This is a genomic window from Pseudomonas nitroreducens (genome assembly GCF_014204515.1).
In the GTDB taxonomy this organism is placed as follows: domain Bacteria; phylum Pseudomonadota; class Gammaproteobacteria; order Pseudomonadales; family Pseudomonadaceae; genus Pseudomonas; species Pseudomonas nitritireducens_A.
Genome location: NZ_JACHLI010000016.1, coordinates 1 through 24,464 on the forward strand (window position 1 = coordinate 1; position 24,464 = coordinate 24,464).

At 67.3% G+C, this 24,464-nt stretch carries 25 protein-coding genes; 11 read left to right on the plus strand and 14 right to left on the minus strand.

The features are described 5' to 3' along the window. Window positions 1-107: 107 nt before the first annotated feature. From HNP46_RS19075 to HNP46_RS19090, 4 genes are all read right to left on the minus strand, one after another. The gene (locus tag HNP46_RS19075) at window positions 108-806 is read right to left on the minus strand and encodes an anaerobic ribonucleoside-triphosphate reductase activating protein (RefSeq protein WP_184591984.1); all 699 of its coding nucleotides are present in this window, start codon (window positions 804-806) and stop codon (window positions 108-110) included. Further along, a complete protein-coding gene (gene nrdD / locus HNP46_RS19080; protein WP_015479043.1) occupies window positions 803-949 on the minus strand; it encodes an anaerobic ribonucleoside-triphosphate reductase in 147 nt (48 codons plus the stop codon). The genes HNP46_RS19075 and nrdD overlap by 4 nt, the downstream gene beginning before the upstream one ends. A 41-nt stretch (window positions 950-990) precedes the next feature. Next, window positions 991-3,006 (minus strand): ribonucleoside triphosphate reductase, encoded by a 2,016-nt coding sequence (locus HNP46_RS19085; protein WP_184591986.1) that lies wholly within the window; start codon window positions 3,004-3,006, stop codon window positions 991-993. A gap of 298 nt (window positions 3,007-3,304) precedes the next feature. Further along, entirely contained in the window at window positions 3,305-4,735 is a 1,431-nt protein-coding gene (locus HNP46_RS19090; protein ID WP_184591988.1) for a PLP-dependent aminotransferase family protein, read from the minus strand. 263 nt (window positions 4,736-4,998) lie between these two features. Here HNP46_RS19090 and cbpA point away from each other — a divergent pair, with 263 nt between their 5' ends. Together cbpA and HNP46_RS19100 are read left to right on the plus strand one after the other, a co-directional pair. Beyond that, entirely contained in the window at window positions 4,999-5,961 is a 963-nt protein-coding gene (gene cbpA, locus HNP46_RS19095) for a curved DNA-binding protein (protein WP_184591990.1), read from the plus strand. Next, the gene (locus HNP46_RS19100) at window positions 5,958-6,260 is read left to right on the plus strand and encodes a chaperone modulator CbpM (protein WP_225594885.1); all 303 of its coding nucleotides are present in this window, start codon (window positions 5,958-5,960) and stop codon (window positions 6,258-6,260) included. Before cbpA ends, HNP46_RS19100 begins: the two co-directional genes overlap by 4 nt. A gap of 2 nt (window positions 6,261-6,262) precedes the next feature. Here HNP46_RS19100 and HNP46_RS19105 read toward each other — a convergent pair whose 3' ends face one another. Both HNP46_RS19105 and HNP46_RS19110 read right to left on the minus strand, forming a co-directional pair. Further along, on the minus strand, window positions 6,263-7,018 hold the full coding sequence (locus HNP46_RS19105) for a hypothetical protein (protein WP_184591992.1): 756 nt from the start codon (window positions 7,016-7,018) through the stop codon (window positions 6,263-6,265). Window positions 7,019-7,176: 158 nt separating this feature from the next. Next, window positions 7,177-7,737: an NADPH-dependent FMN reductase gene (locus HNP46_RS19110; RefSeq protein ID WP_184591994.1), complete on the minus strand. Its 561-nt coding sequence runs from the start codon at window positions 7,735-7,737 to the stop codon at window positions 7,177-7,179. Between the two features lie 182 nt (window positions 7,738-7,919). Between HNP46_RS19110 and HNP46_RS19115 the strand changes: the two genes are divergently transcribed. Genes HNP46_RS19115 through HNP46_RS19125 form a run of 3 tightly spaced genes read left to right on the plus strand, consistent with a single transcriptional unit; the run spans window position 7,920 to window position 10,036 of the window. Then, window positions 7,920-8,660: an NAD-dependent epimerase/dehydratase family protein gene (locus HNP46_RS19115; RefSeq protein WP_184591996.1), complete on the plus strand. Its 741-nt coding sequence runs from the start codon at window positions 7,920-7,922 to the stop codon at window positions 8,658-8,660. Continuing rightward, complete coding sequence (locus HNP46_RS19120) at window positions 8,657-9,151, plus strand: cupin domain-containing protein (protein ID WP_184591998.1); 495 nt, start codon at window positions 8,657-8,659, stop codon at window positions 9,149-9,151. The genes HNP46_RS19115 and HNP46_RS19120 overlap by 4 nt, the downstream gene beginning before the upstream one ends. Window positions 9,152-9,190: 39 nt before the next feature. After that, the gene (locus tag HNP46_RS19125; protein WP_184592000.1) at window positions 9,191-10,036 is read left to right on the plus strand and encodes an arylamine N-acetyltransferase family protein; all 846 of its coding nucleotides are present in this window, start codon (window positions 9,191-9,193) and stop codon (window positions 10,034-10,036) included. Between the two features lie 6 nt (window positions 10,037-10,042). Here HNP46_RS19125 and HNP46_RS19130 read toward each other — a convergent pair whose 3' ends face one another. The 7 genes from HNP46_RS19130 to HNP46_RS19160 all read right to left on the minus strand — a co-directional run bounded on the left by HNP46_RS19130 (window position 10,043) and on the right by HNP46_RS19160 (window position 15,322). Next, window positions 10,043-10,702: a hypothetical protein gene (locus tag HNP46_RS19130; RefSeq protein ID WP_184592002.1), complete on the minus strand. Its 660-nt coding sequence runs from the start codon at window positions 10,700-10,702 to the stop codon at window positions 10,043-10,045. A gap of 108 nt (window positions 10,703-10,810) precedes the next feature. Next, window positions 10,811-11,266: a DUF2214 family protein gene (locus HNP46_RS19135; protein ID WP_184592004.1), complete on the minus strand. Its 456-nt coding sequence runs from the start codon at window positions 11,264-11,266 to the stop codon at window positions 10,811-10,813. A gap of 31 nt (window positions 11,267-11,297) precedes the next feature. Continuing rightward, complete coding sequence (locus HNP46_RS19140; RefSeq protein WP_184592006.1) at window positions 11,298-12,341, minus strand: sensor domain-containing diguanylate cyclase; 1,044 nt, start codon at window positions 12,339-12,341, stop codon at window positions 11,298-11,300. Between the two features lie 29 nt (window positions 12,342-12,370). Then, window positions 12,371-13,720 carry an MATE family efflux transporter gene (locus HNP46_RS19145; protein WP_184592008.1) on the minus strand — a complete coding sequence of 450 codons (1,350 nt, stop codon included), beginning with the start codon at window positions 13,718-13,720 and terminating at the stop codon, window positions 12,371-12,373. Between the two features lie 64 nt (window positions 13,721-13,784). Continuing rightward, entirely contained in the window at window positions 13,785-14,186 is a 402-nt protein-coding gene (locus HNP46_RS19150) for a YkgJ family cysteine cluster protein (RefSeq protein WP_184592010.1), read from the minus strand. Window positions 14,187-14,272: 86 nt separating this feature from the next. Then, complete coding sequence (idi, locus tag HNP46_RS19155; protein WP_184592012.1) at window positions 14,273-14,821, minus strand: isopentenyl-diphosphate Delta-isomerase; 549 nt, start codon at window positions 14,819-14,821, stop codon at window positions 14,273-14,275. Between the two features lie 51 nt (window positions 14,822-14,872). Then, window positions 14,873-15,322, minus strand: a complete 450-nt coding sequence (locus HNP46_RS19160) for a DMT family transporter (protein WP_184592014.1) — start codon at window positions 15,320-15,322, stop codon at window positions 14,873-14,875. Between the two features lie 127 nt (window positions 15,323-15,449). On the opposite strand from HNP46_RS19160, the gene HNP46_RS19165 reads away from it, so the two are divergent. Then, window positions 15,450-15,851, plus strand: a complete 402-nt coding sequence (locus HNP46_RS19165; protein ID WP_184592016.1) for an SRPBCC family protein — start codon at window positions 15,450-15,452, stop codon at window positions 15,849-15,851. Window positions 15,852-16,017: 166 nt separating this feature from the next. Here HNP46_RS19165 and HNP46_RS19170 read toward each other — a convergent pair whose 3' ends face one another. Then, window positions 16,018-18,042: an NADPH-dependent 2,4-dienoyl-CoA reductase gene (locus HNP46_RS19170; protein ID WP_184592018.1), complete on the minus strand. Its 2,025-nt coding sequence runs from the start codon at window positions 18,040-18,042 to the stop codon at window positions 16,018-16,020. Between the two features lie 191 nt (window positions 18,043-18,233). Between HNP46_RS19170 and HNP46_RS19175 the strand changes: the two genes are divergently transcribed. The 5 genes from HNP46_RS19175 (at window position 18,234) to fdhE (ending at window position 24,329) form a co-directional block, all read left to right on the plus strand. Further along, entirely contained in the window at window positions 18,234-18,422 is a 189-nt protein-coding gene (locus tag HNP46_RS19175) for a hypothetical protein (RefSeq protein WP_184592020.1), read from the plus strand. A gap of 151 nt (window positions 18,423-18,573) precedes the next feature. Next, entirely contained in the window at window positions 18,574-21,651 is a 3,078-nt protein-coding gene (gene fdnG, locus HNP46_RS19180; protein WP_184592022.1) for a formate dehydrogenase-N subunit alpha, read from the plus strand. 8 nt (window positions 21,652-21,659) lie between these two features. After that, entirely contained in the window at window positions 21,660-22,592 is a 933-nt protein-coding gene (gene fdxH / locus HNP46_RS19185) for a formate dehydrogenase subunit beta (protein ID WP_184592024.1), read from the plus strand. 53 nt (window positions 22,593-22,645) lie between these two features. Then, window positions 22,646-23,272, plus strand: a complete 627-nt coding sequence (locus HNP46_RS19190; RefSeq protein ID WP_184592026.1) for a formate dehydrogenase subunit gamma — start codon at window positions 22,646-22,648, stop codon at window positions 23,270-23,272. A gap of 124 nt (window positions 23,273-23,396) precedes the next feature. Continuing rightward, the gene (gene fdhE, locus HNP46_RS19195; protein WP_184592028.1) at window positions 23,397-24,329 is read left to right on the plus strand and encodes a formate dehydrogenase accessory protein FdhE; all 933 of its coding nucleotides are present in this window, start codon (window positions 23,397-23,399) and stop codon (window positions 24,327-24,329) included. The last annotated feature ends 135 nt before the right edge of the window (window positions 24,330-24,464 follow it).

Genomic DNA, 24,464 nt, shown 5'->3' on the forward strand with positions numbered 1-24,464 from the left:
GCGCAAACTGACTCGCATTGCCTTTGCCCTGATGACGACTGAGCAGGCGTATCGGCCTGCGGCCGATACGCGGGGGTAGACATAGAATCTCCTACAGGGAGCAATGCTCAGGCGTCGCGTAGTTCGAAGCGGGGGAAGAGCGTGTCGAGTTCGCGCCAGAGATCGGGCGCACCCTGGGGCGCTGGCGTGGCGATCAGGCCGTGATCGAGCTGCCGGCCGCTGCGGGCCAGTTGCACGACGAAGTTGTCCACGCCCACTGCACGCAGGCGCAGAGCCAAGCGCCGCAAACGCTCCAGATCGAACAACTGCCAGTGCACCGTCGTCCGGCACTCATGGTCCACGCCGCTTTCCAGCAACAGCTCCAGGCTGCGCCAGTTGGCCAACCCGCTGCGCTGCACACCGGTGATGGCATCCATGTCCTCGGCCAGCCCCTTCACGTCGAAGCCGACCCAGTCGGCCTGGGGCAGCGCGCGGGCGAAGGCTTCCGGGCGGATGCCGGCGCTGTGCAGTCCCGTGCGAAAGCCCATCTCGCGCACGCTGGCCATCGCCTCGGGCAAAGCGTTCTGCAGGGTCGCTTCACCGCCGCTGAAGACCACCGCCTGCAGCAAACCCTGGCGTCGCCCCAGGAAGGCCAGGATGTCGTCCCAGTGGATTTCCGACTCGCCCCTGGGCGCAATCAGCTCCGGGTTGTGGCAGTAGCGGCAGCGCCAGGCGCAGCCCTGGCAGAACAGCACGCAGGCAAGCAGGCCGGGGTAGTCGAGGGTGGTCAGGGGCACCAGGCCCCCGACCCTCAGGGTGGCGCTCATCGCGTCTCGCGGAAGTGGCGGCGCTCGCGATGCTCGGATTGCTTGCCGGCGTTGAACGCCGTCACCGGGCGGTGGTAGCCCATCACGCGGGTCCAGACCTCGCAGCGCTGGCGCTGGCTTTCGGGTAGTTGGTTGGCGGTCATCGGTGGTGCTCCTTTTGCGTGGATGAAGGTGAAACGGGGGATCAGCCGCAGCAGCTCTTCGGCGCGGCGTTCTGCAACGCTGCCTCGTCGCAGCGTGGGCAGAACTCGTGCTCGCCGGCGAGGTAGCCATGGATCGGGCAGATGGAGAAGGTCGGGGTCACCGTCAGGTAGGGCAGGCGGAAGCGTCCGAGGGCGGTGCGCACCAGGGTCTTGCAGGCCTCGGCGCTGGAAATGCGCTCGGCCATGTACAGGTGCAGCACGGTGCCGCCGGTGTATTTGCATTGCAGGGCGTCCTGCAGTTCCAGAGCTTCGAACGGATCGTCGGTGAGGCCCACCGGCAGCTGCGAAGAGTTGGTGTAGTAGGGCGCGTCCGGCGTGCCGGCCTGGAGGATGTCCGGGTGGCGCTTCTGGTCCTCGCGGGCGAAGCGGTAGGTGGTGCCTTCGGCGGGTGTGGCTTCCAGGTTGTAGAGGTGGCCGCTGTCCTCCTGGAAGCTCACCAGCCGCGCGCGGACATGGTCCAGCAGCTCCAGCGCCATCTGCCGGCCGACCTCGGTGTGCAGGCCTTCGCGGTCGTCGGTGAAGTTGCGCAGCATCTCGTGCAGGCCGTTCACGCCGATGGTGGAGAAGTGGTTGCGCAGGGTGCCCAGGTAACGCTGGGTATAGGGATAGAGCCCGGCGTCCATGTGCTGCTGGATGACCTTGCGCTTCACTTCCAGGCTGTCAAAGGCCAGTTCCAGCAGGTAGTCCAGCTGACGATAGAGACCGGCGCAGTCACCGCGATGGCGGTAGCCCAGGCGCGCGCAGTTGATGGTCACCACGCCGAGCGAGCCGGTCTGCTCCGCCGAACCGAACAGCCCGTTGCCGCGCTTGAGCAGTTCGCGCACGTCCAGCTGCAGGCGGCAGCACATGGAGCGCACCTGGTTGGGCTGCATGTCGGAATTGAGGAAGTTCTGGAAGTACGGCAGGCCGTAGCGCGCAGTCATCTCGAACAGGCGCGTGGCGTTGTCGCTGTCCCAGGGAAAATCATGGGTGATGTTGTAGGTCGGGATCGGGAAGGTGAACACCCGGCCGTGGGCGTCGCCGGCCTGCATCACCTCGATGTAGGCGCGGTTGATCAGGTCCATCTCGGCTTGCAGGTCGCCGTAGGCGAAGGGCATTTCCACACCGCCGACGTAGGGAATCTGCTCGCGCAGGTCTTCCGGGCAGACCCAGTCGAAGGTCAGGTTGGTGAAGGGCGTCTGGGTACCCCAGCGCGACGGCACGTTGAGGTTGTAGATGAATTCCTGCAGTGCCTGGCGCACCTGTTGATAACTCAGGCCGTCGTTGCGCACGTAGGGCGCGAGGTAGGTGTCGAAGGAGCTGAAGGCCTGGGCGCCGGCCCACTCGTTCTGCAGGGTGCCGAGGAAGTTCACCATCTGCCCCAGGGCGCTGGACAGGTGCTTGGGCGGCCCGGCCTCGACCCTTCCCGGCACACCATTCAGGCCCTCGCTGAGCAGCGTGCGCAGCGACCAGCCGGCGCAGTAGCCGGCGAGCATATCGAGGTCGTGGATGTGCAGGTCGGCTTCGCGGTGGGCGACGCCGATGGCTTCGCTGTAGACCTCGTCCAGCCAGTAGTTGGCGGTGACCTTGCCGGACACATTGAGGATCAGCCCGCCCAGGGAATAACCCTGGTTGGCGTTGGCGCGCACCCGCCAGTCCTCCCGCGACAGGTACTCGTTCATCGACGCGGCCACGTCCACCAGCGTCTTGCGCTCGCGGCGCAGGCGGCCGTGGCGTTCGCGGTAGACGATGTAGGCGCGGGCGGTGGGGTAGTGGCCGGCTTCCATGAGGGCGCGTTCGACCACGTCCTGCACCTGTTCCACGTCCAGATCATTCTGTGCCGGCAGGTTGGTCAGCACACGGCGGGTCAGTTCCTTTGCGTGGGCCGCGGTGAATTCTCCGCTGGCCTCGCCGGCGGCGGCGATGGCGCGTTCGATCTTGCTCGGGTCGAAGGGCGCGAAGGAGCCGTTGCGCTTGCGCAAGCCGGCGGGAAGCGGGGCGGTCCGTGTCAGGGGCATTGGCTGGATTCCACAACATGCTGTGTCTCGATTTATTCAAGACAACAAGATGTTGTGGAATCTAACGGCTTCGTCTGAAGGAAAATTGACCTCGGTCAACGCCCTGTGTCAGTCAATTTTTGCCATCGGAGGTATTGACCCCCACGCGTCCAGGCATCAGCCGATCATGCGTTAGTCCGCCTGGGGTTCGCGAGCAAGCTCGCTCCTACGAAGAGCATCCCTGTAGGAGCGAGGGGGACGCCATCGTTATTGCTCGCGAACGGGAAGGTGCTCCGAACGATTTTGCGCCGCTGCGAACTCAGCCCAGCAGCGGCGCCAGCCGCTCTGCCAGGCGCGCGGCGAGCTTCTCGTCGCTGACATTGGTGAAGCTCATGAGCAGCGCCGGTTCCCGCCTGGCCTCCACGCACCAGGCATTCAGCGCCTGCAGGCCGAGTCCGTCGGCATGGGCACGGCGAGCGACGGCCAGGTCGTCCTGCTGCAGGGCGCCGATCAGGTGCAGGCCGCCGGGTGTTTCGGCGCAGCGTATCCGCTCGCCGAGGCGCTCTTCCAGGGCGCCGCGCAACCACTGCCGGCGCTGGGCATAGAGCGTGCGGGTGCGCTTGAGGTGGCGGGCGAAATGGCCTTCCTGCATGAAGTCGCACAGGGTCGCCTGCAGCAGTTCCGCACAACCGGACGGGAACACCTGCTGCGCGCGCACGAAGTCCTCCACCAGTTCGGCAGGTACGACCAGATAGCCCAGGCGCAACGCCGGGAACAGCACCTTGCTGAAGGTACCGGTGTAGAGCACGCGGCCGGTACGGTCGAGGCTCTTCAGCGCCGGCAGCGGAAAGCCGGCGTAGCGGTACTCGCTGTCGTAGTCGTCCTCGACTATCCACGCGCCGCTGTTGGCGGCCCAATCCAGCAGCGCCAGGCGGCGCGGCAGGCTGAGGGCGACGCCGGTGGGGCTCTGCTGCGATGGCGTGACCAGGGCGAAGCGCGCATCCGCCGCACGGGCGATGCCGTCGTCCACGCGCAGGCCATCGGCGTCCACCGCGACCGGCACCGGCAGGCCGCCGGCCCGGCGCAGCAGCTCGCGGCCGCGCGGGTAGCCGGGGTCTTCATGCCAGAAGCGCTGGCCGGGTTCGAGCAGGGTGCGGCTGATCAGGTCCAGCGCACCCTGGTAACCGGCGCAGATGAACACCTGGGCCGGGTCGCAGACGATGCCGCGGGATATCCCCAGGTAGCCGGCCACCGCCTCGCGCAGCGGTCCGTGCCCGCAGGGCTCCGGGTAGGCCAGCATGGCCGCGCTCTGCTGGCGCAGGCGCCGCGCGCAGAGGCGCGCCCAGAGTGCGCGGGGGAAGGCATCCAGCGCCGGCACGCCGAGCTGGAACGGCCGCAGGGCCGGGCCATGGGCGATCAGGCCGGGCAGGCTGCGCTCGACGGTATCCGCGACGACTCTCAGCCCTGGCGCGGCGGTGGTGCGCCCGGCCAGCTGCGGCGACACCACGGTCCCCGCCGGCCCGCGCGCCAGCAGGTAGCCCTCGCTGGTCAGCAACTGATAGGCCAGCTCCACCGTGCCCCGCGCCACGCCCAGCTCGCCGGCCAGCCCGCGCACCGGTGGCACGCGCTCGCCCGGCCGCAGGGCGCCACGGGTGATGGCGTCGCGGAAGCGTTCGTAGAGCTGGCGGTAGATCGGCAGCTCGTGGCTCGGGTCCAGCGGCTGGCGCAACGAATCGAGGGGTACGGTCATGGCCTATCCAGGATGGGGATATCTCCGGAGGTCGACTATGTCATGACCGGCATCAAGTCGTCCCTGCGGTCGCGATGCAGGATCAACGTCTAGGCTTGCAGGCAGTGTTGAAAAGCGGGCGCGCCGACTCCATCTGTTCTGGCATGACCCGTTTTTTCCACCTGTTCGCCTCGCAGTGCGCGCAGCGGCTCCGGCTGCCCGCGCGAATCCCCCGTGTCCCAGGCGCCGACAGGTCCAACGCAGGTGAGGAGTGACCGCTACCGATGGAATTCAAGGACTATTACGCCGCGCTCGGGGTCGAACCCGACGCCGACGACAAGGCGATCAAGACCGCCTACCGCAAGCTCGCGCGCAAGTACCACCCGGACGTCAGCAAGGAGCCGGACGCCGAGACGCATTTCAAGGAAGTCTCCGAAGCCTACGAAGTGCTGAAGAGCCCGGAAAAGCGCGCCGAGTACGATGAACTGCGCAAGTACGGCGCGCAGGGGCCGCAGTTCGAAGCGCCGCCCGGCTGGCAGCCGCGCGGTGGTTTCGACGGCCCGCCGCCGGGGCGTGAACAGGACTTCAGTGACTTCTTCGAGCAGATTTTCGGCGCTCGTGCCGGCGGCGCTGGCTTCGGCGGTGCGCGCCAGCCGCAGGCGCACCGTGGCCAGGACGTGGAGATGGAAGTCCCGCTGTTCCTCGAGGAAAGCCTCTCCGGCGACAGCCGGCCGATCAGCTTCAGCCTGCCCAGCTTTGATGAGTACGGGCGCAAGCTGCCGCCGCAGAACAAGACGCTGAACGTGAAGATTCCCGTGGGCACCGCCGACGGCGAGCGCATCCGCCTCAAGGGGCAGGGCGCGCCCGGCATCAACGGCGGGCCGGCGGGCGACCTGTACCTGGCGATCCGCCTGGTGCCGCACCCGGTCTTCGATGTCGATGGTCGCGACCTGATCGTCACCGTCCCGGTGGCGCCCTGGGAGGCAGCGCTGGGCGCCAAGGTGGAAGTGCCGACGCTCTCCGGGCGCATCAACCTCGGCATCCCGGCCAACAGTCAGGCCGGCCAGCGCCTGCGCATCAAGGGCAAGGGCCTGCCGAACAAGGGCGAGGCCGCCGCCGGCGACCTCTACGCCGTGCTCAAGGTGGTGATGCCGAAGACGGCGGATGAGGCCACTCGCAAACTCTGGGAAGAACTGGCGGCGAAAGCGGCCTTCGACCCCCGTGCCGATTGGGGTAAACGCGCATGACGACGACAGTGATGGTGGTGGACCTCGACGAGCTCTGCCAGTCGGTGAACCTGCCCCGCGACGTGCTCGTCGAGATCGTCGAGGTGGGCATCGTGGAGCCCCGCGAACAGCGCGCCGGGCACTGGGTGTTCGATTACCAGGCGGTCAGCGTGGTGCGCCGCGCAGTGCGCCTGCGCCGCGAGTTCGAGCTGGACTGGCCGGGCATCGCCCTGGCGCTGCGCCTGCTGGACGAAGTGGATGAGCTGCGTGCGGAGAACCGCTACCTGCGCCAGCGTCTGGCGCGGTTGCTGGAGGACTAGCGTTACTGAGTGGCGGCGCTGCCGACGGCGTCCAGCGGGATGAACTGCACCAGGCCGATGATCGGCGCGGCGAGAATCCCCTGCACGTAGTTGATGCCGCTGCGCCGCAGGCTCTCGTCGCTGGTCTGGGCGAGCAGTTCCAGGCGGCCGATCATCCGGCCGAATTCGCGCTCGAAGGACAGGTTGCGCCCGGCCTGGCTGATCTCGTTGGAGAGCAGCAGCGGCTGGCCGTGCTCGTCGCTGCGGCTGGCCAGCAGCCAGGCCGCCACTTCGATGTTCCAGGCGGCGTTGGCGGTCTTCTGCGCATTCAATCCGCTGAGCAGGTGCAGGGTGGTGGTGCCGCCGTAGAGTTCCATCAGCATGCTGCCGATCCCGTAGATCAGCGCGCCGGCGCGGTCGCCCTGGTAGTCCGCTTCGAAGGCCAGCGGCAACGCGTTGACGGAAGTCCTGCCGGCCAGACCGGTCAGCGGGCGTTGTTCGATGATGGCGTCCATCACCTGCCGGTGCGCCTCGTCCCGAGAGGCGGCGCCGGTCTTCTTCCACTCCCGCGGGTTGCGCTTGTAGAGCTTGTCGAGCAAGCGCGAGAGGCTGTCCAGGTTGTCGCGCATGGCCAGGTTGGCGGCGCGGTTGGCGTCGTTCTGCAGGATCTGCCCGGCGGCGAAGCCTTCGCCGTCGATGTCCTTTTTCACCGGCGGCGACGAGCAGCCGGCCAGCAGGACGAGAATCAGCAGAGGAGGGGCAAGGTGGCGCGGCAGCATGCTCGGTCCGGGCACAGGAAACGGGCCTGAACCATGGAGTGCGAAGCCGCGGGGGACCAGTCGGATCGCTGGTGAATCCGCCCCTGCGAGGCAGCTTGCGACCCGCTACTCAGATCGGCGGGAGGAAAAGCGCCGGCCGGTGCCGGCGCTTCGGGCCATCAGCGCGGCTGGTTCTGCACGATCCAGGCGGCGAAGGCGTCGATGATGCTCTTGAGGAACGGCTGGGTCTTGTCCGACAGCTTGCCGGCCTCGTCGAAGAAGCTGCCGGCGCCGCCCAGGTAGGCTTCCGGCTGCTGCAGCACCGGCATGTTGAGGAACACCAGCGACTGGCGCAGGTGGTGGTTGGCGCCGAAACCGCCGATGGCGCCGGGCGATGCGCTGACCACGGCGCAGGGCTTGCCGTTCCAGGAACTCTGGCCATAGGGGCGCGAGCCGACGTCGATGGCATTCTTCAGCACGCCGGGCACCGAGCGGTTGTATTCGGGGGTGACGAACAGCACCGCATCGGCCTTCTGCAGGCGCGCGCGGAAGGTCTGGTAGGCAGCCGGCGGATTGCCCGCATCGATGTCCTCGCTGTACAGCGGCAGGTCGCCGATCTCGACGATTTCCAGCTTCAGGTTGGCCGGCGCCAGTGCGGCGAATGCCTTGGCGATCTTGCGGTTGAGGGATTCCTTGCGCAGGCTGCCGACGACAACGGCAACATCGAAGACTTGGCTCATGGCGACTCCTAGGGATCGGGGTAGTGAGCCGTTTGTTATAGACGATGGACGTGACATTGCGTGGACCTGGATCAGCCTGGTCGATCATGTCCCAGTCGTTTTGCGTGATCTTGGCTCTGTGGGCTGGGGCATGGTCTGGCTAGAGTGGCCCCCTGTCCCCGCCGCCCGATTCGAGGTCCCCCATGTGCATGAAAGTCTTCTTCGCCGGCGCCAGTGGCGCCATCGGCCAACGCCTGCTGCCGCTGCTGCTGGAGCGTGGCTACCAGGTGCTGGCGATCAGTCGTTCCGAAGAACGCGCTGCGACGCTCGAAGCCGCTGGAGCGCAGGCGATGGTGCTCGATGTGTACGACGCCGTGGCTGTTCACGCCGCGATGCAGGCCTTCGGCCCGCGCTGGGTGATCCACCAGCTCACCGACCTGCCGCCGGGCCTGGATCCTGCGCTGATGCCCGCGGCTCAGTCGCGCAACGCTCGCGTGCGCCGTGAAGGCACCGCCAACCTGGTGGCAGCCGCCTGCGCCGCTGGCGTGGAACGCATGGTGGCGCAGAGCATCGCCTGGGCCTATGCGCCGGGTGAGTTGCCGCTGCACGAGGAGCAGCCGCTGGACTTGCAGGCCGAGGGCGCGCGTTCGGTCAGTGTGGGCGGCGTCGCGGCGCTGGAAGACGCCGTGCTGGGCGCGCGGCCGATGGAGGGCATCGTGCTGCGTTACGGCCGTCTCTATGGACCGGGAACCGGTGCCCAGGGGCCCGATCCGCGCCTGTCCGTCCACGTCGACGATGCCGCCCGCGCCGCACTGCTGGCGCTGGAGTGGGGCGCACACGGGGCCTACAACATTGCCGAGCAGGATATTGAAGTCAGCTCGGCCAAGGCGCGCCATCGCCTGGGCTGGCAGTCGGGCTTTCGCCTGGCGGGAGTGCCGGCATGAACCTCGCACTCGGTCGTGAGGCGCGCACCGGATTGGCGCTGGTCGTCGCCGTCGCTGCTGCTGCGCTGCTCTGGCAGCCCTGGTCGCGGCCGTGGGTGCAGCTTGCCGAAAGCCCTGCCGGAGCCACGGCCAGCGCGCGACCTGCGACAGAGGTGAAGCGCCTGTCCTGCGAGCCGTTGGCCGACATGCCCGGCAAGGTCGTGACCACATTGCAGGTGGATTTCCCACCCAACGGCTACAGCCCCGCGCACCGCCATCCCGGCGCGGTGACCGCCATCGTGCTCAGCGGTCAGGTGCGCTCGCAGATGCAGGGTTTGCCGGCGCAGACTTACAGCGCGGGGCAGACCTGGTTCGAGCCCAGCCGCGAGCTGCACCTGTTCGCCGAGAACCCCAGCGCCAGTGAACCCGCGCGGCTGCTGGCGGTGATCGTCAGCGACGAGCACTGCGGCCCGCTGGTGATCCCCGAACCGGCCGCCGACCACCGCCATTGATGCCTTGCGAAAACTGATGCTTCGCGAAAGGAGACTCGCATGACCCCGCTCACCCCCTTCAGCGCTGCCCAGCTCGACGCCACCCTGGCGCGCCTCGGCCTGCCGGCGCAGCGCCCGGCACCGACGCTGGAGAACCTCGACCGGCTGATCGTCGCGGCGCTGCACCATCTACCTTTCGAGAACCTCGATGTGCTGTTGGACAAGCCCATCCACATCGAGCCGGATGCGGTGTTCGCCAAGCTCGTCGAAGGCCACCGCGGCGGCTACTGCTTCGAGCTGAACAGCCTGTTCGCCCGCCTGCTGGCGAGCCTGGGCTACCGGGTGACGCTGCTGGTGGCGCGAGTGCGCTGGGGCCTGCCGGTGGACGCGCCGCTGACCCCGCAGACGCACCTGCTGCTGCGCATCGACCTGGCCGAAGGTGCGCACCTGGTGGATATCGGTTTCGGCGGACCAGCGTCTCCACGTGCGCTGCCGCTGCGCTTGAACCAGGAGTTGCCCGGCGGCTGGAGCATCAGCGGGGAACACGACGGCGAGCTGGAGATGGCCACGCGCTCGGCTTCCGGTTGGCAGACGCTGTACCGCTTCACCCTGGAGCCGCAGCACTGGGCCGACTACGGCATGCGCAACTGGTACACCTCGACCTTCCCGCAGAGTGTGTTCCGCCACTCCCTGCGCGTGGCCCTCAGTGAGGACGGCGCGCGGTTGTCACTGTTCAACGGGCAGTTCACCCGGCGCACGGTGGAGGGCGAGGTGGAGCAGCGCAGCATCGAAAGCGCGGACGAACTGGTGACCCTGCTGGACGAACGCTTCCAGCTGCGTTCGGCGCTGGAGGACATCGTCGTACTGCGGGAACGGCTGGCGCGACTGCTGCTGCCGGTCAGCTGAGCGCGCTCACTGGCCGCGGGCGGTGACGGTGGCGGGTACGTCCGGCGCCGCGCCGATAGCCAGGCGCACCGTGCGTCCGGGCAGGTCGGCCCGGCGCAGGGTGCCGCCGGGGGTAGCATCGAACCAGCGGCCCTGCAGGTCCGACGCGCTGCACTGCAGGCGCCGTTCGACAGCGCTGCCCGCCCCTTCGGGGGGCAGCAGCCAGCGGCACTGGCCATCGAAGATGATCGCGCCGCGGCTCGGCGGCTGCCAGGCGCTGGCAGGCAGGCGGTCGCGGATCGACAGGATGGCCAAGGCCAGGTCCGGCTGGACGACGTCGTTGGGGTGCGTGGCGGACTCGCCGTCGAGCTGGATCTGGATACGGCTGAGCTGGCGCGTGCAGCCGTCGACGCGGGTACTGAGCGGCACCTGGAAGCTCACGCGTTGCGGCCGCTCGGCGTGTCCGCGGGTGGTGAACAGGTGATGGCTGGCGGTGCGTCCCGACGCGTCGGCACAGGCCTGGCCGGGCGGGGAGAGGTATTCGGCGTCGCCGCTGAGCTGGAAGTCGCCGGGCAGGTCGGCCTCCAGGGTGAAGTCGCCGCTGGCGCAACCGCCCAGGAGCATGGCGCACAGGCCAAGGGGCAGGAACGCCAGGCGGCGAAGGGCGGTGAGTGGGGCGTGGAACATGCTCGGGGCCTGCGGCAGAAGAATGCGCGGGAGCATCCGCTGATCACGGCGGCGTCTGTATAGGACGGGTCCTGAATATCCGTAGGAATCAGCAGACCAATCCGAGGATCAGCCGGTCATCCCGAAACCGCGTGCCATCAGGGTCGCCAGCAGCGGCAGGATCAGCAGCGCCAGCAGCTCGATGCGGATGGTCATGATCACCCGCTTCGCCTGGCGCTCGCTGGGCACCGGCACGCGGCCGGCCTTGAGTTCGTTGCGCCAGTTGAGGAAGGTCATGGTCGGCAGGATCGACAGCAGCGCCACCAGCACGAACAGGCCGATCTTGGCGTGGAACAGGCTGTTGTGCAGGTAATAGTCGGCGCCCTTGGCGAACCACACCACCCGCGCCGCGCCGGTCAACAGGACGAGCCCGGCGCAAGCGCCATAGGCCAGGTCGACTATCACCAGGCTGCGCGCCCGCGACAGGTCCAGCGGCAGGCGGAACAGCTGGTGCTCCAGCACCAGCAGGGCGAACAGCAGGAAGATCGACAGGTAGTGCAGGTAGGCGGCGATGGCTTGGGCCATGAACGGGTCCTCTGTGGGGCCTTGCTGCGGATCAGGCGGCGGCCGGCGGCGCGTGGAAGTTCACCCGGTCGCGTCCGGCCTGCTTGGCACTGTAGAGCGCGGCGTCGGCGCGTTCCAGTGCCTGGTCGATGGGCTCCTCGCCGGCCAGCAGCGTGCAGCCCACGCTCAGGCTCATGGGCAACGGTCCGCTGGTCAGCTTCATCGGCTCGTTGCCGATCAGCTGCCGCACGCGCTCGGCGACCCGTTGCAGCTCGTTGCCATCCTTCACCCGCAGCAGGGCGACGAACTCCTCGCCGCCCTGGCGCACCAGCAGGTCGTCCGGTCGCAGCGCCGCGCGCAGGCGTCGGGCGCACTCGCAGAGCACCTGGTCGCCGGCGGCGTGGCCGAACCTGTCGTTGACCGTCTTGAAGTGATCGAGGTCGGCGTAGATCACTCCCAGCTCGGCCTGGCTCTCCCGCGCCGCCTGGCACTGGCGCTCCTGGAACAGGGCCAGGGCGCCGCGATTCCACAATTGCGTCAGGGGATCGAGCAGGGCCTTGCGCTGCTCGCGGTCCATCTCCACGCGCAGGTCGCGGTTGCTCTGGATCAGCGTGCGCAGTTGCAGGTAGCCTTCGGCGAGGGTGGCCATGTCGCGGAAGTTGGCCTGCTGCGCTTCGCTCATCTGCCGCGGCGTGGGGTCGAGCATGCACAGGGTGCCGATGGCGCGGCCGTCTCCGGAATGCAGCGGGTGCCCGGCATAGAAGCGGATGTAGGGCGGCCCGGTGACCAGCGGGTTGTCGGCGAAGCGCGGGTCGAGCCGTGCATCGGCGATCAACAGGGTGTCGGGACTGAGGATGGCGTGGCCGCAGAATGACAGGTTGCGTGGCGTCTCCGTGGCCTCCAGGCCGACCCTGGCCTTGAACCACTGGCGGTCCTGGTCGATCAGGCTGATCAGCACGGATTCCACCTGCACCAGGTCCTGGGTCAGCCGGACCAGCGTGTCGAGGTAATGCTCGGCGGGGGTGTCGAGCAGGTTCATGTCGTTGAGCGCTTGCTGACGCTGGGCTTCGTCAGCGGGAATGGGGCAAGCCAGCATGCCTTCTCCTTTTGCCTTTTCCGGGTGGGTCAGTTGCCGGCGGCCGCCTGCCAGGCATCCCGGCGCGTCAGGCGCCAGGCGTAGCCGGCGAGGATCACGCCGCGCAGCAACATGAAGCATAGGAAGGTTAGCCATAAACCGTGATTTCCCCAGCCCTGCAGCGCGAATCCCAGCGGCAGGCTGGCGGCGCAGGCGAGCAGCATGGCGTTGCGCATCTCGCGGGCGCGGGTGGCGCCGATGAACAGGCCGTCGAGCAGGTAGCTCCACATGCCGATCAGCGGCAGGCAGGCGAGGTACGGCAGGTACTGGTCGGCGGTGGCGCGCACCTGCGGGATGTCGCTCTGCAGGGCGATGAACAGGTGCCCGAAGCAGGCGAAGAAGACCACGAACAGCAGGCTGGCGATCAGCGACCAGCCGCAGGCGACCACCAGCGAACGGCGCAGCGCGGTGCGGTCGCGGCCGCCGATGGCGTGCCCGCACAGGGCCTCCACGGCGTGGGCCAGGCCGTCCAGGGCGTAGGAGGTGACCATCAGGCCGTTGAGCAGCAGGGCATTGGCCGCCACCGTGGCGTCGCCCAGGCGCGTGCCCTGCACCGTCAGCAGGAAGAACACGCCCTGCAAGGCCAGGCTGCGGATGAAGATGTCGCGGTTGACCATCAGCAGCGGTCGCCAGCTGGCCCAGGCGCGCAGGCGCGACCAGTCCGGCAGGCCGGCGAAGCGCGCCAGCGTGCCGCGGGTCAGCGCCAGGCCGAGCAGGGCGCCGCCCCATTCGGCGGTCACCGCGGCCTTCGCCGCGCCGGCCACGCCCCAGCCCAGGCCGATCACGAACCACAGGCTGAGCACGATGTTGATGAGGTTGGTGGTCAGCAGGATCGCCAGCGGCGCACGGGCGTTCTGTGTGCCGAGGAACCAGCCGACCAGTGCGTAGGTGGCCAGCGCCGCCGGCAGGCCGAACAGGCGGATGTGGAAGAACTCGCGGGCCAGCACGTCCAGTTCAGGAGACGGACGCATCAGTTCCAGGGCCGGCCCGGTCAGCGGCACTGCCAGCAGGCTGAGCAGCACGGCGAGGCCGAGAGCCAGCAACAGGCCCTGGCCGAGAATGCGCCGCAGCGCTCCACCGTCCTCGCGCCCGGCGGCCTGGGCGGCGAAGCCGGTGGTGCCCATGCGCAGGAAGCCCAGCACACCCACCAGCAGGGTGTAGAGCCCGCCGCCCACGGCGACGGCGCCCAGTTGGTGGGCGTGCGGCAGGTGGCCGATCACCGCGCTGTCCACCAGGGTGACCAGCGGTACGGAAACGTTGGAAAGGATCATCGGCGCGGCGAGCGCCCAGACGCGGCGGTGGGTCGGCGAGTGTCGCCAGGCTTCGAGCAGGGAATTCATGCGGGGCTCCTGAGCTGGCACGCAGTATAGCGAGCCCGGAGCCGGGGATTTCAGCGTGGCAGGATCAGGCGGTCTTCTTGCGGTAGGCGCAGTAGCCGGGGCGCGGGCCGACCTGCGGGTGGTTGCGGCAGGTGTCGGGGCGCTTGGCGTAGATGGTGCACAGGCGCGTCCGCGGATCGAGGAAGTAGCAATCGCCCTTGCTCGAGCGGGACAGGGTGAAGATGCCGCTCTTCTGGTTGAAGCGCTCGACGATGCCTTCCTTGAGCAGGCGCTTGGCGATGTGCTTGGCCGGTTCGTCGCGCTCGAACTCGTCGACGATGCCGATGCGGATCAGGTCGTTGACCTTCACTTCCGCTGGCATGGTGCAGCAGGTGGCGTTGCAGTCCTTGCACAGGCCCGAGGTGTACTTGGCCCAGGTTTCCAGGCGGTCCAGCTCGGCGTTGGCGATCAGCGGGGGTTTTCTCATGGCGGCAAGTCGGTGCGGTGGCGCGAAGGCGCGCATCATAGTGGCCGGCGCGCGAATTTGCTCGGCCTTTCGACGAGCTGAAGGGTTCAGCGCTGCTCAAGGGCGACGAGCCCGCCGTTATCCTGCAGGTACTGTCTGAACGAGGGATAGCAGAGCAGGAACCACGGGGTGAAGCGCTGGGGGTGCGCGGCCATCTCGGTTTCCAGCTGCGCCAGGGCGACGTAACGGAAATCGTCGGCTTCCTGCGGATCGGGCTGCGGCCGTTGTTCGTCGATGGCGCCGAACAGGTGGCCGTACTCGTGCTCGGTCATGCCGTTGGCCAGTTCCAGGCGATAGCTGAACTCGAACAGCTTGTGCAGCTCGACCTGCACGCCCATCTCCTCGCGCAGCCGGCGCTCGGCTGCGTGCAGCGCCGACTCGTCCGGGTACGGATGGCCGCAGCAGGTGTTGCTCCACAGTCCGCCGCAATGGTACTTGCCGGTCGCACGGCGTTGCAGGAGCAGTTCGCCGGCCCGGTTGAACAGGTAAACGGAGATCGCCCGATGGCGCAGGCCGCGGTGATGGGCCTCGTGCTTTTCCATCGTGCCGGTCGGGTTGTCGTGTTCGTCGACCAGGATCACCTGGATATCGGTCATGGCGTTCCCCTGCGGGCGAGCTGTGCCTGATCAGCCTGGGCGGATGGCGCTTCAGCCCTTGCGGATCATCCAGATACCGACGGCGATGGCGGCCATGCCGGCGACTTTCAGCGTGCTCACCGGCGCTTCCTTGAAGCCGGCCCAGCCAAAGTGGTCCAGGGCCAGCGCCATGCCCAGCTGGCCGGCCAGCACCAGTACCATGAACATCAGCGCGCCGACGCGCGGCGCGGCGAAGGCGGCGATAAAGATGAAGAACATCCCCAGGAAGCCGCCGCACCACTGCCACCAGGGCATTCCGCGCATCGCCGCGAGGCTGGGGAATTCGCGGTTGGCCAGGGTCAGCACCAGCAGGCCGAGCATGCCGACGAAGAAGGAGATCAGCGCGGCGGCCAGCACGCTGGACACCTGCTTGGCCAACTGGCCGTTGATGCCGGCCTGCAGGGGCAGGCAGGCGCCGGCGATCAGCGGCAGGACGAACATCCACCAGGGCGGCGTAGGCATGGGTAGCTCCGACAAAGGGTCTGAAGGCAGGGCAGCCAGTGGCTGGCCGGCGGTCGATCGACAAAGGTTAGCCGCGTAGTATGCACCAGACCGGAGCTTCGCTCCTGTCCCGATGGAGGCCCTGACCATGGCCACCCGCGTTTCCCGCGTCCTCAGCGTGCGCATCGAGCGGCCTCGCGATGCTGCCTATGAGTTCCTCGCCGAGCCGAGAAACTTTCCCTACTGGGCGTCCGGGCTGTGCAGCGCCATCGCGCCACTGGAAGGCGACCTCTGGCTGGCGCAGACGCCCCAGGGTCCGCTGCGCGTGCGCTTCTCGCCGCGTAATGCCTTCGGCGTGCTGGACCACGACGTGCTGCCCGAACAGGCGCCGGCCATCCACATTCCGCTGCGGCTGATCGCCAATGGCGATGGCTGCGAACTGCAATTCACCCTGCTGCGCCAGCCGCAGATGGACGACGCCACCTTCGAGCGCGACGCCCAGTGGGTCGAACGCGACCTGCAGGCGATCAAGGTGTTGCTGGAGGGGTGACTGCCTTTCCGGCTCGTCGACTGATTACAGGATGAGCACTGAGTAGGATGGGTGGAGCGCAGCGATACCCATCAACTTTTCGACCGGACGGCATGGGTATCGCTGCGCTCCACCCATCCTACGTTGATGGATGCCGGGAGCATCGGTGGGCGCCCATCCCGTGTAGTTACAGCCGCGCCGCGAGTTCCGCCCCCTCGCGGATCGCCCGCTTGGCATCCAGCTCCCGCGCCACGCTGGCGCCGCCGATGACGTGGTAGCGCAGGTTCTCGGAGGCCAGGGTCGGCTGCAGCTCCAGCAGCGGCTCCTGGCCGGCGCAGATCACCACGTTGTCCACCGCCAGGCATTGCTCCTGACCGTCGATGCGCACGTGCAGTCCTGCGTCATCGATACGCAGGTACTCCACGCCGCCCAGCATCCGCACGCCTTGATGCTTGAGGTGCGCGCGGTGTACCCATCCGCTGGTCTTGCCCAGGCCGGCGCCGGGTTGGCCGGCCTTGCGCTGCAGCAGCCAGAGCTGCCGATGAGGTTTTGCCGCGACCGGCGCGATCAGCCCGCCTGCGGTGGCGTTATCCAGGTCGATGCCCCACTGGCCGAGCCATTCGCCCAGAGGTTGTGGTCCGTCGCGCTCGATCAGCAGGAAGCTGGCGACGTCGAAGCCGATACCGCCGGCGCCGATCAGTGCGACTTTCTCGCCCACCTCCGCACCGCGCAACACGTCGAGGTAGCTGAGCACCTTGGTGTGGCCGATGCCCGGAATCGACGGCGTACGCGGCTGGATGCCGGTGGCGACTATCACCTCGTCGTACTCGCCGCTCAGTTCGCCGCGCTGGATGCGTCGGCCCAATTGCAGCTCCACGCCCAGTTCATTCAGGCGCACAGCGAAGTAACGCAGGGTTTCGTGGAATTCCTCCTTGCCCGGCACGCGCTTGGCCAGATTGAATTGTCCGCCGATTTCAGCCGCGGCTTCGAACAGCGTCACCCGATGGCCGCGCTCGGCGGCGACGCAGGCGGCGGACAGCCCGGCCGGGCCAGCGCCGATCACGGCGATGCGCTTGTGCACCCGTGCCTTGCGGTAGCGCAATTCGGTCTCGAACGCCGCGCGCGGGTTGACCAGGCAACTGGCGCGGCGGTTGGCGAACGCGTGGTCCAGGCAAGCCTGGTTACAGGCGATGCAGGTGTTGATCGACTCGGCGCGGTTGGCGGCGGCTTTCTCGACGAATTGCGGGTCGGCCAGCAGTGGTCGCGCCATGGAAACCAGGTCGGCGTGGCCTTCGACGAGCAGCTGCTCGGCGACTTCCGGCGTGTTGATGCGGTTGCTGGCGATCACCGGCACGCGCAGCTCGCGGCGCAGGCGCGCGGTGACCTCGGCGAAGGCGGCGCGCGGCACTGAGGTGACGATGGTCGGCACCCGCGATTCGTGCCAGCCGACGCCGGTGTTGAGCAGGTCGATGCCGGCCCCTTCCAGGGCTCGTGCCACGGTGCGTACTTCGTCCCAGCTGTTGCCGCCTTCCACCAGGTCGAGCAGCGACAGGCGGTAGCTGATGACGAAGCGCTCGCCCAGCGCGCGGCGGGTACGGCGGACGATCTCCAGTGGCAGGCGCATGCGATTGCCCAAGTCGCCGCCCCAGCGGTCTTCGCGCTGGTTGGTGCGCGGGCAGAGGAACTGGTTCAGCAGGTAGCCTTCGCTGCCCATGATCTCCACGCCGTCGTAGCCGGCGGCGTGGGCCAGCTTCGCGCAGCGCACGAAGGCCGCGATGGTGCGCAGGATGCCGCGCTCGGACAGCTCGCGCGGGGCGAACCAGCTGATCGGCGACTTCACCGGCGAGGCCGAGACCACCAGCGGGTGGTAGCCGTAGCGTCCGGCGTGGAGGATCTGCAGCAGGATGCGCCCGCCCTCGCGGTGCACCGCCTGGGTCAGGCGCCGGTGCGCCGGCACCTGCAGGCCGCTGGTCAGGCTGCTGCCCAGCGGCAGCAGCCAGCCTTCGCGATTGGGCGCAAAGCCGCCGGTGATGATCAGCCCGACCCCGCCGCGCGCCCGCTCGCGGTAATAGGCGGCGAGCTTGCCGAAGTCCCAAAGGCGGTCTTCCAGCCCGGTGTGCATCGAGCCCATCACCACGCGGTTGCGCAGCTGGATGGCGCCCAGGTCGAGCGGGGCGAGCAGGTGAGGGTAGGGCGAGGCGGCGGACGACATGGAAGTGCTCTTGGGCAATCAGGTCCCGCCACCCTACTGGGCGCGACGCGCGTCGGTTAACGGCCCGGCTGCCGTGCCGTTCGGTCATTTCGGTCAAGCGCATCGGTTGACAGGCTGGCCACAGGTTCCAGACTGAAACCCATGGCGGGGCTGCAAGGCCCTGATCGCCGGCTGAAGTGACGGAGGTCGTCATGAAAGCGATAAGAACAAGACACGCGCGCCATTACCTGCTCGCTGCCTTCATCGGCGTGGCCCTGTTCGGGCTGCACGAAACCCTCCAGCCGGACCGTGCGCAGTCCGCCTGTCGTCCGGATGGCGCGAGTATCTCCTGCGCCTACCCGCCGGTTGCCCATTTGGGGGTACTCGGCAGTCTCTTCTGAGCGACTTACTGACGCGCGTCAATGCGCCGCAAAGTCCATACGTGCATGGTCTGCCCCGCTCAAAGCTGGCGCATTGCGCCCGCTTGGCTATCTTTTAAGCAGCGGGTGCGGCTATGTACCGGACCCATGCTGCCTGATCAGGAGACGCACGATGGATATGAACCGTCGGCAATTTTTCAAGGTCTGCGCTGTAGGCCTTGGAGGATCGAGCCTGGCGGCACTCGGGATGTCACCCCCGGATGCATTCGCCGACCAGGTCCGCCACTTTAAGCTTGCGCGCACCGTCGAGACCCGTAACACCTGCCCGTACTGCTCGGTAGGTTGCGGCATTCTCATGTACAGCCAGGGTGATGCGGCGAAGAACGTTTCGCAGAACATCATCCACATCGAGGGTGATTCCGATCACCCGGTCAACCGCGGCACCCTCTGCCCCAAAGGCGCGGGCCTGCTCGACTTCGTCCACAGCCCCAACCGCCTGAAGTACCCGCAGATCCGCGAAGCCGGTTCCAGCGAGTGGAAGCGCATCGGCTGGGACGAGGCGCTGGACCGCATCGCCAAGCTGGTGAAGGAAGACCGCGACGCCAACTTCATCGAGAAGAACGCCCAGGGCCAGACGGTGAACCGTTGGCTCACCACCGGCTTCCTGGCCGCATCGGCGTCTTCCAACGAAGCCGGCTACATCACCCACAAGGTGATGCGTTCCCTGGGACTGCTGGCGTTCGATAACCAAGCGCGTGTCTGACACGGCCCGACGGTGGCAAGTCTTGCCCCGACGTTTGGCCGTGGAGCCATGACCAACCATTGGACCGACATCAAGAATGCCGATCTGATTCTGATCATGGGCGGAAACGCCGCTGAAGCGCACCCGTGCGGCTTCAAATGGGTGACCGAAGCAAAAGCGCACAACAAGGCGCGCCTGCTGGTGGTCGACCCGCGATTCACCCGTTCCGCCTCGGTGGCCGACTATTACGCGCCCATCCGCACCGGAACCGACATCGCCTTCCTCGGTGGCCTGATCAATTTCCTCCTGGAAAACGACCGCTACCAGAAGGAATACGTGCACAACTACACCGATGTCTCGTTCATCGTGAAGGAAGGCTTCAGCTTCGACGATGGCCTGTTCAACGGGTATGACGCCGAGAAACGCACCTATCCGGACAAATCCTCCTGGCAATACGAGCTGGGCGAGGACGGCTTCGCCAAGGTCGACCCGACCCTGACGCACCCGCGTTGCGTGTTCAACCTGATGAAGCAGCACTACAGCCGCTATACGCCGGACGTGGTGAGCAACATCTGCGGCACGCCCAAGGACATGATGCTCAAGGTGTGGGAAGAGATTTCCACCACCGCCGCCACCGACAAGGTGATGACCATCATGTACGCCCTGGGCTGGACCCAGCACTCGGTGGGCGCGCAGATGATCCGCACCGGCGCGATGGTGCAGCTGCTGCTGGGCAACATCGGCCAGCCGGGCGGCGGGATGAACGCCCTGCGCGGTCACTCCAACATCCAGGGTTTGACCGACCTGGGGCTGCTGTCGAACTCGCTGCCGGGCTACCTCACCCTGGCCGGCGATGCCGAGCAGGATTACGCCGCCTATATCACCAAGCGCACGGCCAAGCCGCTGCGCCCGGGGCAGCTGTCCTACTGGCAGAACTACAGCAAGTTCCACGTCAGCCTGATGAAGTCCTGGTTCGGCAAGGCCGCCACCGCCGAAAACAACTGGTGCTACGACTGGTTGCCCAAGCTGGACATGCCCGGCGCCGGCTACGACGTGCTGCGCTACTTCGACATGATGTACCAGGGCAAGGTCAACGGTTACTTCTGCCAGGGCTTCAACCCCATCGCCTCCTTCCCCAACAAGGCCAAGGTCAGCGCTGCGCTGGCCAAGCTGAAGTGGATGGTGGTGATGGACCCGCTGGCCACCGAAACCTCCGAGTTCTGGCGCAATGCCGGCGAGCACAACGACGTCGACACCCAGGCGATCCAGACCACGGTGTTCCGCCTGCCCACCAGCTGCTTCGCCGAGGAAGACGGCTCCATCGTCAACTCCGGGCGCTGGCTGCAATGGCACTGGAAGGGCGCCGAGCCGCCGGGCGAGGCGCGCACCGACATCGCCATCATGAGCGGCCTGTTGCACCGTCTCCGCACGGCCTATGGCAAGGAAGGCGGCAAATTCCCCGATCCGATCCTCGGGCTCGACTGGCCGTACCTGACGCCGGACGAACCGACTCCTGAGGAGATCGCCAAGGAGTACAACGGCAAGGCCCTGGCCGACCTGGTCGATCCGAACAACGGCATGGTCCTGGCGAAAGCCGGCGAGCAGCTCCCGGCCTTCGCGCTGCTGCGCGACGACGGCAGCACCGCCAGCGGTTGCTGGATCTTCGCTGGCTGCTGGACGCAGCAGGGCAACCAGATGGGCCGCCGCGACAACAGTGACCCGTACGCCATGGGCCAGACCCTCGGCTGGGCCTGGGCCTGGCCGGCCAACCGGCGCATCCTCTACAACCGCGCCTCGGCGGACGTCAGCGGCAAGCCGTGGGACCCGGTGAAGAAACGCCTGGTGTGGTGGAACGGCAAGGTCTGGGGTGGCACCGACATCCCGGACTTCAAGGCCGATTCGCCGCCGGAAGCGGGGATGAACCCGTTCATCATGAACCCCGAAGGCGTGGCGCGGTTCTTCGCCGTCGACAAGATGGCCGAGGGCCCGTTCCCCGAGCACTACGAGCCGTTCGAGACGCCGATCGGCGTCAACCCGCTGCACAAGAACCCGCAGGCGATCAGCAGTCCGGCGGCGCGGGTGTTCAAGAACGACATGGAGCTGTTCGGCACGGCGAAGGAGTTCCCGTACGCCGCGACCACCTACCGCCTGACCGAGCACTTCCACTTCTGGACCAAGCATTGCCGTCTGAATGCCATCGTCCAGCCGGAACAGTTCGTCGAGATCGGCGAGGCGCTGGCCAAGGAAATCGGCATCAAGGCCGGCGACCGCGTGAAGGTCTCCTCCAACCGCGGCTTCATCAAGGCGGTGGCGGTGGTGACCAAGCGCATCCGGCCGCTGCAGGTCAACGGCCAGACCGTGCACCACGTGGGCATCCCCTTGCACTGGGGCTTCTCCGGGGTCGCGCGCAATGGCTACCTGACCAACACCCTGACCCCCTTCGTGGGCGACGGGAATACGCAGACGCCGGAGTTCAAGTCCTTCCTCGTCAACGTGGAAAAGGCGTGAGGTGACCCATGAGTAGTCAAGACATCTACGCCCGCTCCGCCACGACCCTGCCGTCACCCTCGGTGCGGCACGAGCAGGAAGTGGCCAAGCTGATCGACGTGTCCAAGTGCATCGGCTGCAAGGCCTGCCAGGTCGCCTGCTCGGAATGGAACGAGCTGCGCGACGAGGTGGGCCACAACCACGGCACCTACGACAACCCGATCGACCTCACGGACCAGTCCTGGACGGTCATGCGCTTCACCGAGCATGAGACCCCGGCCGGCAACCTGGAGTGGCTGATCCGCAAGGACGGCTGCATGCACTGCGAGGAACCGGGCTGTCTTAAGGCCTGCCCGAGCCCCGGCGCGATCGTGAAGTACGCCAACGGCATCGTCGACTTCAACCAGGACCACTGCATCGGCTGCGGCTACTGCATCACCGGCTGCCCGTTCAACATCCCGCGCATCTCGCAGAAGGACCACAAGGCGTACAAGTGCACCCTGTGTTCCGACCGCGTGGCGGTGGGCATGGAGCCGGCCTGCGTGAAGACCTGCCCGACCGGCGCCATCGTCTTCGGCACCAAGGAGGACATGAAGGAGCATGCCGCCGAGCGCATCGTCGACCTGAAGTCCCGTGGCTTCGAGAATGCCGGCCTGTACAACCCCGAAGGCGTGGGCGGCACGCACGTCATGTACGTGCTGCACCACAACGACCAGCCCTCGCTGTACGCCGGACTGCCCGACAAGCCGGCCATCAGCCCGATGGTCAGTCTGTGGAAAGGTCTCACCAAACCGCTGGGCCTGCTGGCCATGGCCGGTGTGGTGCTGGCCGGGTTCTTCCACTACACCCGCATCGGCCCCAACCGGGTCGAAGAGGATGAAGAGGACGGTCCCGACCCGCAGGCGCCGGTGCACAAGGTCGATCCTTCGGTGCATGGCTACGATCCGCGTGATCCCCGCTGACTGACTTCCGCCCCCTTCGGGGGGCGGAAAAGGGCAGCAAGGAGCCCGACGACATGAAAAAAGATATCCAGCGCTACAACTCCAACGAACGGAGCAACCACTGGATGGTGGCCATTCTGTTCTTCCTCGCCGGCCTCTCGGGGCTGGCGCTGTTCCACCCGGCCATGTTCTGGCTGACCAACCTGTTCGGCGGCGGCCCGTGGACGCGCATCCTCCACCCCTTCCTCGGGGTGGCGATGTTCCTGTTCTTCATGGGCCTGGTAATCCGTTTCGCCCACCACAACCTGGTGGAGAAGCGCGACGTGCAGTGGCTCAAGCAATGGCGCGACGTGGTGACCAACCGCGAGGAAAACCTCCCCGAAGTCGGTCGCTACAACGCCGGGCAGAAGCTGCTGTTCTGGACCCTGCTGCTGTGCATGCTGGTGCTGCTGGTGACCGGCTTCGTGATGTGGCGCGCGTACTTCAGCCACTTCTTCGGCATCGACCTCATCCGCATCGCCTCGCTGCTGCATGCCTTCGCCGCCTTCGTGCTCATCTGCAGCATCCTGGTGCACATCTACGCCGGTATCTGGGTGAAGGGCTCGATGGGCGCCATGCTCTACGGCTGGGTCAGCCGCGGCTGGGCGCGCAAGCACCACGCGGCGTGGCTGAAGGACGTGGACAAGGGCAAGGGCCACTGACGCTCGACGTAATCGCCGGCTGACACCAACCTGCCAGCCGGCACGGACAGTTCCCTCTCCCTCCGGGAGAGGGCTAGGGTGAGGGGCTCTACCGCCCCAAGCTCCCATGAACAAGGAGTCCTGCGTGTCAGGCCGAATTCTCGAACCCGGGCAGATCGAAGCTGCCGCCAATATCCCCCCGCTCTTCAACCTGCCGTCTCCCGACCTGTTCTCCCGCCGCGCCGCGCGTCTGCGTGAACTGGCGCCGGGCAACCCGCTGCAGGGCTACCTCGAACTGATCGCCGGCCTCTGCGATACCCAGCAGACGCTGCTGCAGCGCAAGCTGTTCCTGCCTTCACCGGACGCCGCCGCCTTGGCTCGCAGCAGCGAGCACCGCATGCCGCCGCTGGCCTATGAAGTGCTGGTGCGCGAAGGCGCCTGGCTGCCTTTCCTGGATGCCTTCCTCGACGCCTACGAACTGACCGCCAACCCGGCCGTGGTCGAAGCGCTCAAGGCCCTGCGCAACGCCGACTCCGGCCAGCGCAAGGCTTGGGCCCTGGGCCTGCTCAACGGTCAGTTCGACCTGCTGCCGCCAGCGCTGGTGCCGTTCCTCGGCGCTGTGCTGCAGGTCGCCTTCAGCCAGTGGCTGCTGCAACTGCCCGACGACACCCTGGTCGAGACCGACAGCCAGACCCTCTGCCCGGCCTGCGGCGCGCCACCGGTGGCCGGGGTGATCCGCAGCCAGGGCAAGCACGCCGGGCTGCGCTACCTGTCCTGCTCGCTGTGCTCCTGCGAGTGGCACTACGTACGGGTCAAGTGCAGCCACTGCGCCGAGAGCAAGGGCCTGGCCTATTACTCGCTGCAGCGCGAAGGCGTGGCCAGCGACAAGGCCCCGCTCAAGGCCGAGACCTGCCCCGGCTGCCAGTCCTACCTCAAGCAGTTCTACCTGGAGCACGACAAGCACGCCGAGGCCCAGGCGGACGACCTGGCCAGCCTCGCACTGGATATCCGCCTCGCCGAGGACGGCTACCTGCGTACCGCGCCGAACCTGCTGCTGGCACCGGGAGGGGGCGGTTAATCGACCTCCCCCGCAGGGCGGATAACGCGGAACGCGTTATCCGCCGTCGGCCTCACGCTGGGCAATCGGCGGATAACCGCCAGCGGTTATTCGCCCTACACTGACCCCAGCCACCGTCCCCCGCACAAGGTTCGT

Coding starts and splice junctions, on each gene's coding strand:
- HNP46_RS19075 (WP_184591984.1), bottom strand. CDS start 806: ATGAGCGCCACCCTGAGGGTCGGGGGCCTGGTGCCCCTGACCACCCTC.
- nrdD (WP_015479043.1), bottom strand. CDS start 949: ATGACCGCCAACCAACTACCCGAAAGCCAGCGCCAGCGCTGCGAGGTC.
- HNP46_RS19085 (WP_184591986.1), bottom strand. CDS start 3,006: ATGCCCCTGACACGGACCGCCCCGCTTCCCGCCGGCTTGCGCAAGCGC.
- HNP46_RS19090 (WP_184591988.1), bottom strand. CDS start 4,735: ATGACCGTACCCCTCGATTCGTTGCGCCAGCCGCTGGACCCGAGCCAC.
- cbpA (WP_184591990.1), top strand. CDS start 4,999: ATGGAATTCAAGGACTATTACGCCGCGCTCGGGGTCGAACCCGACGCC.
- HNP46_RS19100 (WP_225594885.1), top strand. CDS start 5,958: ATGACGACGACAGTGATGGTGGTGGACCTCGACGAGCTCTGCCAGTCG.
- HNP46_RS19105 (WP_184591992.1), bottom strand. CDS start 7,018: ATGCTGCCGCGCCACCTTGCCCCTCCTCTGCTGATTCTCGTCCTGCTG.
- HNP46_RS19110 (WP_184591994.1), bottom strand. CDS start 7,737: ATGAGCCAAGTCTTCGATGTTGCCGTTGTCGTCGGCAGCCTGCGCAAG.
- HNP46_RS19115 (WP_184591996.1), top strand. CDS start 7,920: ATGTGCATGAAAGTCTTCTTCGCCGGCGCCAGTGGCGCCATCGGCCAA.
- HNP46_RS19120 (WP_184591998.1), top strand. CDS start 8,657: ATGAACCTCGCACTCGGTCGTGAGGCGCGCACCGGATTGGCGCTGGTC.
- HNP46_RS19125 (WP_184592000.1), top strand. CDS start 9,191: ATGACCCCGCTCACCCCCTTCAGCGCTGCCCAGCTCGACGCCACCCTG.
- HNP46_RS19130 (WP_184592002.1), bottom strand. CDS start 10,702: ATGTTCCACGCCCCACTCACCGCCCTTCGCCGCCTGGCGTTCCTGCCC.
- HNP46_RS19135 (WP_184592004.1), bottom strand. CDS start 11,266: ATGGCCCAAGCCATCGCCGCCTACCTGCACTACCTGTCGATCTTCCTG.
- HNP46_RS19140 (WP_184592006.1), bottom strand. CDS start 12,341: ATGCTGGCTTGCCCCATTCCCGCTGACGAAGCCCAGCGTCAGCAAGCG.
- HNP46_RS19145 (WP_184592008.1), bottom strand. CDS start 13,720: ATGAATTCCCTGCTCGAAGCCTGGCGACACTCGCCGACCCACCGCCGC.
- HNP46_RS19150 (WP_184592010.1), bottom strand. CDS start 14,186: ATGAGAAAACCCCCGCTGATCGCCAACGCCGAGCTGGACCGCCTGGAA.
- idi (WP_184592012.1), bottom strand. CDS start 14,821: ATGACCGATATCCAGGTGATCCTGGTCGACGAACACGACAACCCGACC.
- HNP46_RS19160 (WP_184592014.1), bottom strand. CDS start 15,322: ATGCCTACGCCGCCCTGGTGGATGTTCGTCCTGCCGCTGATCGCCGGC.
- HNP46_RS19165 (WP_184592016.1), top strand. CDS start 15,450: ATGGCCACCCGCGTTTCCCGCGTCCTCAGCGTGCGCATCGAGCGGCCT.
- HNP46_RS19170 (WP_184592018.1), bottom strand. CDS start 18,042: ATGTCGTCCGCCGCCTCGCCCTACCCTCACCTGCTCGCCCCGCTCGAC.
- HNP46_RS19175 (WP_184592020.1), top strand. CDS start 18,234: ATGAAAGCGATAAGAACAAGACACGCGCGCCATTACCTGCTCGCTGCC.
- fdxH (WP_184592024.1), top strand. CDS start 21,660: ATGAGTAGTCAAGACATCTACGCCCGCTCCGCCACGACCCTGCCGTCA.
- HNP46_RS19190 (WP_184592026.1), top strand. CDS start 22,646: ATGAAAAAAGATATCCAGCGCTACAACTCCAACGAACGGAGCAACCAC.